Genomic DNA, 14,345 nt, shown 5'->3' on the forward strand with positions numbered 1-14,345 from the left:
TTGTGTCCCATTATAGGACTCCCTACTCCTATGCGTCAAACAAATTTCTAAAAATTCCGTCAATTAAATGCTGTGTAACTCATATATGTAATTAGTATACAACATTCCTTTGCAAAAAAATGTCAAAATCGAAACAAAGACGAGTCCATTTCATGAACTCGCCCGTGATTTCAATCACCTTTTGATTTACGACGTCGCATTTCTTCAAATCTTTCTTGAATATGCGGAGGGATATCGATCGTTTTTCGATTCGATTGTTCCTTCTCTAACGAGAGACGTTGTTGCTCAATCAGTGTTTTGGCATGCTTCCAATCTTTTAACAACTCGGTCGCGGGGACACGTAAGGCACCTTGGCCGAAAATGACCCACTGCTCGGTGAAATCATTCGTCGCGACGAATAGTGTGACGAGTCGGTTATCCACCAGTTCGTGCGCTCGCCGCTCGATCCACTCGTCCGCCGTCTCGTTCTCTTTCGTATAGACGACATCGACACGACTTCGTTTTTCTTTCGATTCACGCCCGTAACGCATATGGGCATCAAAGACGACGGTGACTTCTTTTCCAGATACGGCCTGATATTCCGCCATCGCTTCAATTAACAAATTGCGCGCTTGATCAAAATCCATATCGCGCAAACTTCTCAAATGTGGCCACGCCCCGATGATGTTATATCCGTCGACAAGAAGGAGCTCGCGTTTTTGGATACTCATGCTAACGGGTTACGTGAGCGATGCACTTCATACAGAAGGAGTGCCGCTGCAACAGATGCGTTCAGTGACGTGACATGACCAACCATTGGTAAATGAACGAGGAAGTCGCATGATTCACGCACGAGACGGCTCATTCCCTTACCTTCACTTCCGATGACCACGACAAGTGGCATATTCCCATCTAATCGACGATAGTCCTGACTCTCTTTCGCATCGGTCCCGACGACCCATAGTCCTTTTTCTTTCAATTCTTCGAGTGTCCGCGTCAAATTCGTCACGCGCGCAACCGGGATATGCTCAATCGCCCCAGTCGAAGCTTTGGCGACCGTTTGAGTTAAACCGACCGAGCGGCGTTTCGGGATGATGATTCCATGTGCGCCGACAGCATCCGCGGTCCGTAAAATGGAACCGAGGTTATGTGGGTCCTCGAGTTCATCTAGTAAAATAAAGAGCGGTGTCTCTTCTTTTGAAGCGGCGAGTGCGAACATGTCCTCGATAGTTTTATATTCATAGGCCGCGACGGCTGCCACGACACCCTGATGATGTTCACTGCCGGCCATCTTCTCAAGCTTTGTTTTCGGTACGAATGACACTTGAACGGATGCTTCATTCGCCATCGCAATGATTTGAGCGAGCGGGCCTTTTTGTTGCCCTTCCATGATAAATACTTTGTTCATGTCGCGACCGCTTCGAAGTGCTTCGAGTACAGGGTTTCGCCCGTAAAGGAAATCAATCCCTTCCTCCATCACGTCTACTTCCTTATAGTCCGGTCGTTCCGACTTTTGATGGCGTGCACGCTCTGGACGTTCCCCACGTGGGCGGTCAAACGTTCGTTTTTCCGCACCTCGTTTTCCGTCATGTCGTTTCGGTCGACTCGGCTTCGAGTCGTTCGAACGCTTGTTTGATGAGTTCTTCAAGACGATCCCTTCTTTCTGTTAAGTAGATATAGCCAATCAATGCCTCGAATGCTGTGGAATAACGATACGTATGGACGTCGACCCGCTTCGGAATCGAGCCTGATTTCGCATTTTTGCCACGTCTGACGACGGCTTGTTCTTCTTCCGTCAACACGTCCGTCTCTAGCCAATAGGTCACGACGCTCGCTTGCGCCCGCGCGTTCACATAACGGACGGCACCCCGATGCAAATCGTTCGGGCGCGTCAACCCTTGCTCGAGCAGTCTTTCTCGTACGGCCAATTCATATACCACGTCACCCATATAGGCGAGTGCGAGGGCATTCATTTGTTTCGGTTGCATCATAACCGCTTCCACCGAACCCCTTGGGCCGTGTCTTCGAGTTGGATGTTTTGTTCTTTTAGTAAATCACGAATCTCGTCAGCACGGGCAAAGTTACGTGCCGCGCGTGCATCGTTTCGTTCTTGAATCAATTGATCGATTTCGGCATCAAGCAATTCTTTCTCTTCAGCTAGCGTCAATCCGAGCACACCTGTCAATTCGTCGAATAACGAGAGAACTTGTTCGAGTGTCGCTTTTGCCACATGATCCGCCTTGGCGTAAATGTTCGCTTCTCGTGCCAAGTCAAAGAGGACAGTCATCGCATTTGCCGTATTGATATCATCATCCATCGATTCGATGAACGACGTCTTGATTGCTTCAAGTTTCCGCTCCATCGACTCGCTCGGTTCACCAAGTCCAGCCGTTACCGATAAACGATATTCGATGTTTTGATACGCTTCTTTGATTCGACTCCAACCATTCGCCGCTTGTTCAATCAGTTCACGGCTGTAGTTGATCGGATGACGATAATGGACGGACAACATGAAGAAACGAAGAACCATTGGATCTACTTCTTTCAGCGCTTCATGGACGAGAAGAAAGTTTCCGAGCGATTTGGACATCTTCTCATTTTCAATGTTGATGAATCCGTTATGCAGCCAGTAGTTGGCGAACTTCGCATGGTTGCATGCTTCTGACTGGGCAATCTCATTCTCGTGGTGTGGGAATTTTAAATCATGACCACCTGCATGGATATCGATTGTTGCCCCGAGATGCTTTTTCGCCATCGCCGAGCATTCGATATGCCAACCTGGTCGCCCTTTGCCCCACGGACTATCCCAAGAAGGTTCGTCCGGTTTAGCGGCCTTCCATAGAACGAAGTCGAGCGGGTCTTCTTTCTTTTCGCCGACATCGACGCGCGAGCCTGCCCGTAAATCTTCGATCGATTGTTGACTTAGCTTTCCGTACGTCTCAAACTTCTTCGTCCGGAAATAAACGTCACCTTCTGCTTCATAGGCGAACCCTTCCGTCTCTAGCTGACGGATGAACTCGATAATCTCTTCCATCGTATCGGTAACGCGTGGGTGCACGTCTGCCGGTTGTACGTTCAATGCTCCCGTATCGGCCAAATAAGCCTCAATATAACGATTCGTCAACGTCTCTGTGTCTTCTCCAAGTTCGTTCGCGGTACGAATGATCTTGTCGTCTACGTCCGTGAAGTTTAGGACGTATTTCACCTCATACCCACGATATGTCAAATAACGACGAACCGTATCGAAGGCGATGGCCGGACGGGCATTCCCTACATGGATGTAGTTGTAGACGGTCGGTCCGCACACATACATGGATACTTTCCCCGGAACAATCGGGACAAACGGTTCTTTTTTATTCGTGAGACTGTTGTACAGCTGAATCATGCGTTTTCTCCTCCATCCGCTTTTCAAGCGTCGCTAATTTTTGTTGTAGTTCATCCACTGCCGCTTCTAAGCGTTCTTGACACTCGCGGTCCGGATCTGGGAAACGATGATCGAGGTCATGTTGCTTCACACGCTTCCCGTTTCGAATGACGACACGTCCTGGGATACCGACGACGGTCGAGTCAGACGGTACATCGTTCAAGACGACAGAGCTCGCTCCGATTTTGACGCAATCGCCAACCGTAATGTTCCCGAGCACTTTCGCTCCTGCTGAGATGAGCACATCACTCCCAATTGTAGGATGACGCTTCCCTTTTTCTTTCCCCGTTCCACCGAGTGTGACGCCTTGATAAATGGTTACATCGTTCCCGATAATCGCCGTCTCTCCAATGACAACACCGAAACCGTGATCGATGAATACACGGTCACCGAGGACTGCACCCGGATGAATTTCAATCCCGGTCAACCAACGACTGAACTGGGCCAATAACTTGGCCACAAGCTTCACGTTACGCTTCCATAATCCGTGCGCGATGCGATGTGCCCATATGGCGTGTAGTCCCGGATACGTCAGTGCCACCTCAACTTTCGAGCGGGCGGCAGGATCTAGTTCTAAGACAGTCCGCAAGTCTTCACGCACGCTGCTCCAAAATCCCATAATTGATATCTCCTTTTCGTATACAAAAACAAAGACGCCCCTGTGCCAAGGCACAGAGACGCCATAAGCGCGGTTCCACTCTGTTTGGGAAAAAGTGTTCCCCTCTCAAGTCTCGTTAACGCCGAGTCACGGCCTCGACTACGTATCGCCGAGACGGCTCCGAGGTGCACTTCTTCGGGGGACACATCTAGAACTCCCAGCCTAGGTTCTAGTCTCTGCAAAGTGTCATACCGCTTACTTTCCTCATCGATGCCTTTATGCCAATAAAGTTGTCAGACGTTTCAAGACACGCTCTTTTCCGATTAACGAAATCGCGTTCGGGAGCTCTGGTCCATGTGTTTGCCCTGTCGTCGCGACACGGATTGGCATGAACAAGTTCTTCCCTTTTTGACCAGTTGCTTTTTGCGTTGCTTTCGTCGCCGCTTTAATCGCTTCTGGTGTGAAGTCTTCGATTCCTTCGAGTTGTTGTTTGAACTCTGCAAGGACAGCGGGAACCGTTTCCCCTGAAAGGACAGCATTCGCTTCCTCGTCATACTCGATCTCATCTTTGAAGAACAAGTCCGTCAACGCGACAATCTCCGCCCCGTGCGTCATTTGTTCTTTATACAATGCGATCAAGTTTGTTGCCCAATCTGCCTCCTCGACAGATACCGCCTCGGGTAATCGTCCTGCTTCTTGTAAAAATGGTAAACTGAGTGCCACTACTTCGTCAAGTGTGGCCTTCTTCATGTATACACTGTTGATCCAAGAAAGTTTTTGTTGGTCAAATACAGCCGGACTCTTCGACAAACGGTTCGCATCAAACATTTCAATGAACTCTTCTTTCGAGAAGATTTCTTCTTCTCCGACTGGTGACCAGCCAAGAAGAGAAATGAAGTTGAAGAGCGCTGCTGGCAAGTAACCGAGATCCGCATATTGTTCAATGAACTGGATGATTGATTCATCACGTTTTGACAATTTCTTATGTTGATCGTTATAGATGAGCGTCATGTGACCGAATTCAGGATATTCCCATCCAAGCGCGTCATATACCATCATCTGTTTTGGTGTGTTTGCGATGTGGTCGTCTCCACGCAAGACGTGGCTGATCTTCATCAAGTGGTCGTCGACAACAACAGCGAAGTTGTAAGTCGGAATCCCATCTTGTTTCACGATGACCCAATCACCAAAGTCTTTCGACTCGAATGAAACATCACCTTTGACGACATCCGTCCATTTATACGTCACGCCTTCCGGCACGCGAATTCGAATTGACGGCTTGCGGCCCTCTGCTTCAAACGCTTCACGCTCTTCGACAGTCAGGTTGCGGTGCGCACCAGAATAACGCGGTGCTTCGCCGCGCGCGATTTGTGCTTCACGCTCTGCTTCGAGCTCCTCTGATGTCATATAGCATTTATAAGCAAGACCTTTGCTCATCAATTCGTTGACGTATTTCTCATAAAGTGAAAGACGTTCCATTTGATAATATGGGCCGTAGTCTCCATCACGACCTGGACCTTCATCCCAATCGATTCCGAGCCACTCCAAATACTTCATTTGACTCTCGACACCGTTTAATACATTTCGTTTCTGATCAGTATCTTCAATTCGAAGAATCAATTTCCCGCCTGCATGACGAGCAAATAAGTAGTTAAACAACGCAGTCCGCGCATTTCCGATGTGGAGATGCCCCGTCGGACTAGGCGCATAGCGTACACGCACTTCACTCATAATAGTTCCACCTTTCTTCTCTTCTGCCCAAATAGTATACCATTTCTGTCAAGCCCGGTTGAGTAAGATGACCGCTTGCGCCGCGATTCCTTCTTCACGTCCTGTGAAGCCGAGCTTCTCCGTCGTCGTCGCTTTTACGTTCACCTGTTCGATGTCCGCTTCGAGTAGATCGGCAATGACTGCTCGCATCTCATCAATATAAGGACGTAGTTTTGGACGTTGTGCCATGACGGTCGCGTCCACATTTCCGAGGACATATCCCTCATCCTTCACAAGTTGCCATACGTGGCGAAGCAATTCTTTCGAATCCGCATCTTTAAATTTCGGGTCCGTATCAGGGAAATGCTTCCCGATGTCACCTGCCGCAATCGCTCCAAGCGCTGCATCGGCAATCGTATGGAGTAACACATCCGCATCGGAATGACCGAGTAGCCCACGTTCATGTGGAATCTCAATTCCTCCTAAAATTAATGGACGTCCTTCCGCAAATGCGTGTACATCAAATCCTTGGCCAATTCTCATTGTAAGTCCTCCTTCGCTAAAATCGCATCACCAAACAGTAAATCCTCTGGCGTCGTCATCTTAATATTATGATAGTCTCCAAGAACGACTTGTACCGTTTCACCAAGCCATTCGAATAAACTCGCATCGTCCGTTCCCATCATCTGTTGTTCGACCGCCCGTTCATGTGCCGCCAAAATCGACTTGGCTTGAAAAGCTTGCGGCGTTTGCGCCAACCATAGATTTTCCCGAGGAACCGTTCGTTCGATTTGATGACGTTCGACTTGTTTGACTGTGTCTTTGACCGGTACCGCTAAAATGGCACCACCTTGTAATGCCGCTTCTGCCACTTGATGCAGCTGTTCACGTTTTACAAAAGGACGGGCACCGTCATGAATCATCACAATCGTATCGGGTGCAACCACCTTAAGCCCCGCATGGACACTCTGTTGTCGTTCTTCCCCACCTGTTACGTATGTAATCGGTGTTTCGACTTGTGCCGTGATCGCTTCAAACCAGTCACGTTCCTCTGGACGAATCGCCAAAACAATCCGTTCACACCACGGATCGGTATCGAACGCTTGTAACGTCCACGCGATAATCGGTTTGTCACGGAGCGACAACATGAGTTTGTTCGCATCCGCGCCCATTCGTTTTCCTCTTCCCGCAGCCGGGATCACAACTGTATAAGATACTATGTCAAACACCTCTCTTCGTGAAAAAAGAGAGCGCTCACGCGTCTCTTTTTTGTTCGTTATTCAGGACGAGCAAAAATCATTCGGCCTGCAGATGTCTGCAGCACACTCGTCACGACGACAGGAAGCGTCTTCGAGATCAACTTACGTCCACCTTCCACGACGACCATCGTCCCGTCTTCGAGATAGGCAACACCTTGATTTTGCTCTTTTCCTTCTTTAATGACAGTGACGACCATCTCCTCGCCAGGGATGACAATTTGTTTGACGGCATTCGCTAAGTCATTGATGTTCAAGACTGGAACATTTCGCACTTCACAGACTTTGTTTAAGTTGTAGTCGTTCGTGACGACAATCCCATTTTTCAACTCTGCCAATTTGATTAATTTGATATCGACTTCTGGTACGTCTTCAAAGTCCCCATCATAAATTTCAACTTGGATTCGTTTGTTCTCTTGAAGCTCTTTTAAAATATCGAGCCCACGGCGACCACGGTTTCGTTTCAACGTATCCGATGAATCCGCGATATATTGAAGTTCTCCGATGACGAACTGCGGAACGATCAATGTACCTTCCACAAACCCAGTCGTGGCGATATCTGCGATACGACCGTCAATAATGACGCTCGTATCTAAGATTTTATCATTCGAACGTTGCACCGGTTCAGCTGCCGGTTTCTCCCGCTCACTCTTTACAAATAGTTTGATCCATTCGTTACGCTTCCGATATCCGACCGCGAAACCGAAGTAACCAAACAGCGCTGTGACAAAGATTGGAACGATCTTACTCAGTAAGAAAATGTTCGTTACTTCAAGCGAGACACTGATCAAAAAGGCGATCAAGAGCCCGATAATGAGGCCAATCGAACCGAATAAAATATCCCCTACCGGTAAACGGACGAGCCGTTCTTCGACAAAACGAATAAATGCAACAACACCATCGGTTAAGAATAAACTAAGAATGAAGAAGATAAGTCCACCAATCAAACTTGCTACGTATGGAATCGTTAACCATTCCGGCACATTCATGCCGAGGTCTCCTAATAATAACGTCGCCTCGATAATTCCGAACCAACCTACGACGAGCCCAATCAAAATAAATCCGATTCGTACAGCAATCTTCACTCATTCCACCTCCTTCTATATGAAATAAAATTTCAAAAATAACACTTTCATTGTAACATGCTTTTTTCAATCACGTTCGTTACAAAGCGTTAAAAACTGCCATTGGCGACCCGTTAAAACGGGATCGCCAACTGCAGTGCTTCGTCTACCGTTCCGACGCCGACCACTTCAATCCCTGCCGGAGCGGTCCATCCCCCCATGTTGTTTTTCGGAATGATGGCACGTGTGAATCCTAATTTTGCGGCTTCGGCGACACGTTGTTCAATCCGTGATACGCGTCGCACTTCTCCAGTCAATCCGACTTCACCGATGCAGACATCCGTCGGACGAGTCGGACGGTCGCGGAAACTCGAGGCAATCGAGACACAAATCGCGAGGTCAATCGCAGGCTCATCTAGTTTGACGCCACCCGCCGCTTTCAAGTAGGCGTCTTGCGTCTGAAGCAATAAGCCAGAGCGTTTCTCAAGGACGGCCATCAGAAGCGCGACCCGGTTTTGGTCGATTCCCGTCGCCATACGCCTCGGGTTACCGAATGATGTTGGCGAGATGAGTGCTTGTAGTTCGACGAGCACTGTCCTTGTCCCTTCCATCGAAGCGACGACCGTCGAACCGGACACACCAGCGGTTCGTTCTTCTAAAAAGATTTCGGACGGGTTAAGGACTTCTTCTAGCCCACTCTCTTTCATCTCGAAGATCCCGATTTCGTTCGTTGAACCGAAACGGTTTTTCACCGCGCGTAAAATACGGAACGTATGATGACGCTCCCCTTCAAAGTAAAGGACCGCATCGACCATGTGCTCGAGTAAACGCGGACCCGCAATCGATCCTTGTTTCGTTACGTGACCGACGATGAACACAGCAATCCCTCGTGTTTTGGCAATCTTCATGAGCGCTGCCGTACATTCTCGTACTTGTGACACACTTCCTGGCGCCGATTGAATTTCATCCATATATACCGTCTGAATCGAGTCGATGATGACAAACCCGGGTTGTTCTTCATCAATGACGCGTTCAATCATCAACATGTCTGTCTCAGCGAGCACAAATAAGTCTTCGGTCGGTAAGCCGAGACGTTCCGCTCGTAGTTTCGTCTGTTTGAGTGATTCTTCACCTGAGATATAGAGCACTTTTTTACCACTATGGGCTAGGTGTGCACTGACCTGTAAAAGAATCGTCGACTTCCCGATTCCCGGGTCCCCACCGACTAAGACGAGTGAACCCGGAACGATGCCGCCACCGAGCACACGGTCAAATTCACGACTATTTGTGTGCACGCGTGTCTCTTCTTGTGAGACGACGTTTGCGAGCCGTTCTGGCTTCAATTGTCGAGATGAACTATGCACAAACGCTGCGCCGCGTTTGGCTTTCTTCTCTTCGACAAACTCCTCAACGAGCGTATTCCATTCATTACAACCTGGACAACGTCCCATCCATTTGGCTGATTCATATCCACACGATTGGCAGACGTATTTCGTTTTAATTTTGGCCATAAGCTTCCTTCCTGTCTAAAAAAAGCTCCCTCATATACAACGAGGGAGCTGAATGATTTACTGAACTACACCTTCGTTACGAACGACAAACTCTCCATCTTGTACGTCGAGCGCAACTTTACTGCCTTTAGCGATTGTGCCGCCAAGCATTGCTTCTGAGAGGCGATCTTCCACTTCTCGTTGAAGGGCACGACGGAGCGGGCGAGCCCCGTATTCCGGATCGTAGCCGACTTCGGCAATCTTGTCGAGCGCCGCATCCGTCAAGCTGAAATCAACTCCTTGTTCGGCAAGACGTTTCTTGAGTGTCTCTGCCATAAGTTTGATGATTTCTTGAATGTGCTCTTTTTGAAGTGAATGGAAGACCGTGATTTCGTCAATCCGGTTCAAGAACTCAGGTCGGAACGCCTTTTTCAGTTCCTCGAGTACTTTATCCTTCATTTCTGTATACTCACGTTTCACATCATCTTCGACTGTGAATCCAACATATTTATTACGTTGAAGCGCTGCGGCCCCGACGTTTGACGTCATGATGATGACGGTGTTTCGGAAGTCGACCGTGCGACCTTTCGAATCCGTCAAGCGACCGTCGTCAAGCACTTGAAGTAAGATGTTGAACACTTCAGGGTGCGCTTTTTCAATTTCATCGAGAAGGATGACCGAGTATGGTTTCCGGCGTACTTTCTCTGTCAATTGACCGCCTTCTTCGTAACCAACATAACCAGGAGGCGAACCAACGAGACGGCTCGTCGCATGTTTTTCCATGTACTCTGACATGTCGATTCGAATAATCGCATCCTCATCCCCAAACATCGCTTCGGCAACTGCGCGAGCGAGTTCGGTTTTCCCGACTCCGGTAGGTCCGAGGAAGATGAATGAACCGATTGGACGTTTTGGATCTTTCAAGCCAGCACGAGCCCGACGAATGGCGCGGGAAATTGATTTCACCGCATCGTCTTGACCGATGACACGGTTGTGAAGAATTGATTCGAGTTTGAGGAGACGGTCTGTCTCTTCTTCGGCAATCTTCGTGACCGGCACACCTGTCCAGTTTGCGACAACTTGAGCGATATCTTCTTTCGTCACTTCAAGTTTTTCGTTTCCTTGTTTGTTCTGCCATTCTGCTTTCAACTCTTCTAACTCATCGCGTAACTTTTGTTCTGTATCACGGAGAGAAGCCGCTTTTTCAAACTCTTGGCTTTGAACAGCAGAGTCTTTTTCTTTACGAATCGATTCAAGGCGTGACTCCAACTCTTTCAAGTTCGGTGGTGCCGTGAACGAGCGAAGTCGTACTTTTGATGCCGCCTCATCAACGAGGTCAATCGCTTTGTCCGGTAAGAAACGATCCGAGATGTAACGGTCAGACAGAACGACCGCCTCGTGAATCGCTGTGTCTGTAATCGTTACGCGGTGATGCGCTTCATAACGATCGCGCAACCCGAGTAAGATTTGTTCAGCTTCTTCTGTTGTCGGTTCATTTACTTGAATTGGTTGGAAGCGTCGTTCAAGCGCTGCATCTTTTTCGATGTACTTCCGGTACTCATCAAGTGTAGTCGCCCCGATACATTGAAGTTCGCCACGAGCCAATGAAGGCTTGAGGATGTTCGACGCATCGATCGCACCTTCTGCACCACCCGCACCAATCAATGTGTGCAACTCGTCGATGAAGAGAATGACATTTCCTGCCTGACGAATTTCGTCCATTACTTTTTTCAATCGATCTTCGAACTCACCACGATATTTCGTACCTGCTACGAGTGTACCCATGTCGAGTACCATCACTCGCTTATTGCGAAGTGTTTCAGGTACTTCGTTGTTAATGATTTGTTGAGCGAGACCTTCGACTACTGCCGTTTTCCCGACACCTGGCTCTCCAATAAGAACCGGGTTGTTTTTCGTACGACGAGATAAGACTTCAATGACACGTTGAATCTCACCTGCGCGGCCGATGACCGGGTCTAAACGTGACTCACGTGCTTGTTGCGTCAAGTCGCGTGCCAATCCATCAAGTGTTGGGGTTGCAGCGCTCGCGCCTGGTTGCGAAGCATTTGAAGAAGACTCCGTGTTACCGAGAAGCTGTAATACTTGTTGACGCGCTTTTGTCAAACTGATTCCAAGGTTATTGAGGACACGTGCTGCGACACCTTCGCCTTCACGAATCAATCCAAGAAGGATGTGCTCCGTTCCAACATATGAATGTCCTAGTTTTCGTGCCTCATCCATCGAGAGTTCAATGACCTTTTTCGCACGTGGTGTGTAGTGAATCGTCGACCCATTCTCAGAACCGCGTCCAATCAATGATTCTACTTCTTGTTGAATTTTTTCAGAAGTCAATCCGAGAGCGAAGAGCGCTTTTGCCGCAATCCCTTCTCCTTCACGAACCAATCCTAATAAAATATGTTCTGTACCAATATTATGATGGCCAAGACGTACTGCTTCCTCTTGTGCTAAAGCTAATACGCGCTGTGCTCGTTCTGTAAATCGTCCAAACATCATTGACAAAACCTCCTTGTAGTTGGATCAAACTAAGCCTTGATCTAACGTTCGACGAACGAGGGTCGCTCGTTCTCGATCCCGTTCTTGCGTAGATAATGTTTTCCCGAAATGTTTTTGTAGAAAACCTGATTGTAGCCGAACAATAAGTTCATGGAACTTTGGTGGACTCCAATCAGACAAAATCCCTAGGTCACTCGCTAAATGTAAATCAGATAATCGTTCGATGGCTTCAGTAGAAGATAGTAATTTAGCATATCGCAAAATACCATATGATCGATAAAATTGATCTTCTAACTCTTCCTGTCGATTCGCAACGAGTTCTTCACGCGCATGACGCTCTGCTTGAATCACTTGTTCTGTGACTTCCATAAAGTCAGCCAGTAACTGTGACTCGTGACTCCCTAATGTCCGTTGATTCGACAGTTGGAACAAGCGACCCGCCGCATCACTACCTTCACCATAACGACCTCGAATCGTATAGCCAAGTTTTCGAAGTTCTCGCAAGATTGGACTGATTCGTCCCGTTAAGGTGAGTCCCGGCAAGTGTAACATGACCGAGGCACGAAGTCCTGTTCCGATATTGCTTGGACATGTCGTCAAATAACCTAACTGTTCATCAAACGCATACGATAGGGATTCTGCACATAACGCGTCAACTTGTTTCGCTAATTCAAACGCCTCTTTCACTTGATATCCTGGAAGTAGCGTTTGAATGCGTAAATGGTCTTCCTCATTAATCAATACACTAATTGTTTCATCTTCACTTAAGAAGACCGCACTCTCTTCATTGGTTGCAACGGCTGGGCTAATGAGGTGTTTCTCCATCAACGCCTGTCGTGTTACTTCATCATAATCACGCATATGAAGATATTCGAATCCTTTCAACCCACGTAGACGCCCTTCTAGACGATCACAAAGCTGACGTTCTCCTTCTTTAGAAAGTACAGGAGAGAATACCGTGTCTTTGACATTACGTGCCAATCGAATTCTTGTAGAAACAACCAAATCATCGAGCTTGGCACGTTCTTTCATTTTTGGACCAAGTGGATGTGTTAGGAAAGTTTCCATCAGACATCTCCCTGCCCTTCTAATTGCTTCATTTCTTTTTGAATGCGTGCTGCCCGTTCATAATCTTCTTGTTCGACAGCGCGGTTCAACTCCCCTGCCAACTTTTCGAGCCGTTCTTCAATCCGTTCATGTGGCGTGCGTAACTGGTCAGGGATTGAACCGATATGATGATCGTGTCCTTGTTGATATTGACGAGTGATTTTGATCAATTCATCCCGAAATACGGTATAACATGTAGCGCATCCTGCTTTTCGTACGCGCAACAGGTCTTGGCGTGTCATCTGACAAGTCGGGCATCGCTTCACGACTGGTACATATCCTGTCATCAGTTCTACCGTACATTGTCGACATAATCGTTTTTTTACAGGTATATCTTGTTCCATCACAACGACTTCATTGACAGCAGGTCGTTGTTTACAACGTTCGCATAACATACGACTTATCCCCCATTACGATAACGAAGTACTTTCATCAGTGCCAACAATTGTTGACGTCGAATAAAAGAGCGATCATCAACTTGTAAGTTTAATGCTTCATCTGATAAGAGATGGTAAATCAATTGCGCTTCTTGTTCGTGCATCATTTGTTCTTCCACTAATCGCACGAGCACATTTTCAACAAGTTGTTCATTTAGACGTGGATGCTCATGAATGACATCCATCAAACTAGAGAGCACATCCTGTTTTTCATGTAAGATGACGCGTCGGATCCGAATATATCCACCGCCACCTCGTTTACTTTCTACTAAATATCCTTTTTCGACGGTAAAACGTGTGTTGATGACATAATTGATTTGGGATGGGACACATTCGAATCGTTGTGCGATATCTTGGCGTTTAATCTCGATTGCATTTGCCTGACTTTCCTTCAATACTTGCTTCAAATACTGTTCGATAACATCCGAAATATTTCTCATCTCCACCACCCTCTGACCATCTTTGACTTTTGACTATATTTTATCATTGATTTAAAAAAAGGCAAACGAAAAGCGATGCTCTCATAGAGAGCACCGCCAATCAATAAAAAAAACGACCGAGCGTATGCTCGGTCGTCCTCTCTGTTGTTGCCTGGCAACGTCCTATCCTCACAGGGGGAGATCCCCCAACTACTTTCGGCGCTGAGACGCTTAACTTCTGTGTTCGGCATGGGAACAGGTGTGGCCGTCTCGCTATCGCCACCAGACTTTACAGGGCTTGTTCCCTGAAAACTGAGGATTCATCAACACAAACCATAGACTAGATC

The 14,345-nt window shown here is 47.6% G+C and carries 14 protein-coding genes, 1 rRNA gene and 1 other annotated feature; all 15 genes read right to left on the bottom strand.

Going from position 1 to position 14,345, the window contains the following annotated elements; all coding sequences use genetic code 11:
- Positions 1–170: 170 nt before the first annotated feature.
- The 15 genes from KNP62_RS14600 to rrf all read right to left on the bottom strand — a co-directional run bounded on the left by KNP62_RS14600 (position 171) and on the right by rrf (position 14,285).
- Positions 171–710, bottom strand: a complete 540-nt coding sequence (locus KNP62_RS14600; protein WP_214761567.1) for an NYN domain-containing protein — start codon at positions 708–710, stop codon at positions 171–173.
- Positions 707–1,456, bottom strand: coding sequence for a 23S rRNA (guanosine(2251)-2'-O)-methyltransferase RlmB (gene rlmB, locus KNP62_RS14605; RefSeq protein WP_074032495.1), 750 nt, complete (start codon positions 1,454–1,456; stop codon positions 707–709). Before rlmB ends, KNP62_RS14600 begins: the two co-directional genes overlap by 4 nt.
- A gap of 109 nt (positions 1,457–1,565) precedes the next feature.
- Positions 1,566–1,970, bottom strand: a complete 405-nt coding sequence (locus tag KNP62_RS14610) for a Mini-ribonuclease 3 (RefSeq protein WP_074032405.1) — start codon at positions 1,968–1,970, stop codon at positions 1,566–1,568.
- A complete protein-coding gene (cysS, locus tag KNP62_RS14615; RefSeq protein WP_214786178.1) occupies positions 1,967–3,364 on the bottom strand; it encodes a cysteine--tRNA ligase in 1,398 nt (465 codons plus the stop codon). Before cysS ends, KNP62_RS14610 begins: the two co-directional genes overlap by 4 nt.
- Entirely contained in the window at positions 3,333–4,022 is a 690-nt protein-coding gene (cysE, locus tag KNP62_RS14620) for a serine O-acetyltransferase (RefSeq protein WP_012727699.1), read from the bottom strand. Before cysE ends, cysS begins: the two co-directional genes overlap by 32 nt.
- Positions 4,023–4,073: 51 nt before the next feature.
- Positions 4,074–4,281 (bottom strand) — a binding site (T-box leader).
- Entirely contained in the window at positions 4,278–5,735 is a 1,458-nt protein-coding gene (gene gltX / locus KNP62_RS14625; RefSeq protein ID WP_214786184.1) for a glutamate--tRNA ligase, read from the bottom strand. (Overlaps the previous feature by 4 nt.)
- A gap of 45 nt (positions 5,736–5,780) precedes the next feature.
- Positions 5,781–6,254, bottom strand: a complete 474-nt coding sequence (gene ispF / locus KNP62_RS14630) for a 2-C-methyl-D-erythritol 2,4-cyclodiphosphate synthase (protein ID WP_214786180.1) — start codon at positions 6,252–6,254, stop codon at positions 5,781–5,783.
- Positions 6,251–6,931: a 2-C-methyl-D-erythritol 4-phosphate cytidylyltransferase gene (gene ispD / locus KNP62_RS14635; RefSeq protein ID WP_214786185.1), complete on the bottom strand. Its 681-nt coding sequence runs from the start codon at positions 6,929–6,931 to the stop codon at positions 6,251–6,253. Before ispD ends, ispF begins: the two co-directional genes overlap by 4 nt.
- Before the next feature lie 56 nt (positions 6,932–6,987).
- On the bottom strand, positions 6,988–8,052 hold the full coding sequence (locus KNP62_RS14640; RefSeq protein ID WP_074032388.1) for a PIN/TRAM domain-containing protein: 1,065 nt from the start codon (positions 8,050–8,052) through the stop codon (positions 6,988–6,990).
- Positions 8,053–8,165: 113 nt separating this feature from the next.
- Positions 8,166–9,542: a DNA repair protein RadA gene (gene radA / locus KNP62_RS14645; protein WP_074032385.1), complete on the bottom strand. Its 1,377-nt coding sequence runs from the start codon at positions 9,540–9,542 to the stop codon at positions 8,166–8,168.
- 57 nt (positions 9,543–9,599) lie between these two features.
- Positions 9,600–12,035, bottom strand: coding sequence for an ATP-dependent Clp protease ATP-binding subunit (gene clpC / locus KNP62_RS14650; protein WP_214697112.1), 2,436 nt, complete (start codon positions 12,033–12,035; stop codon positions 9,600–9,602).
- Between the two features lie 24 nt (positions 12,036–12,059).
- Entirely contained in the window at positions 12,060–13,103 is a 1,044-nt protein-coding gene (locus tag KNP62_RS14655; protein WP_214697110.1) for a protein arginine kinase, read from the bottom strand.
- Positions 13,103–13,537: a UvrB/UvrC motif-containing protein gene (locus tag KNP62_RS14660; protein WP_214786182.1), complete on the bottom strand. Its 435-nt coding sequence runs from the start codon at positions 13,535–13,537 to the stop codon at positions 13,103–13,105. Before KNP62_RS14660 ends, KNP62_RS14655 begins: the two co-directional genes overlap by 1 nt.
- A gap of 5 nt (positions 13,538–13,542) precedes the next feature.
- A complete protein-coding gene (locus KNP62_RS14665) occupies positions 13,543–14,019 on the bottom strand; it encodes a CtsR family transcriptional regulator (RefSeq protein ID WP_214697106.1) in 477 nt (158 codons plus the stop codon).
- Between the two features lie 149 nt (positions 14,020–14,168).
- Positions 14,169–14,285 (bottom strand): 5S ribosomal RNA (rrf, locus tag KNP62_RS14670).
- Between the last annotated feature and the right edge of the window lie 60 nt (positions 14,286–14,345).

Source organism: Exiguobacterium sp. s183 (assembly GCF_018617655.1).
Lineage (GTDB): Bacteria > Bacillota > Bacilli > Exiguobacteriales > Exiguobacteriaceae > Exiguobacterium > Exiguobacterium aestuarii_A.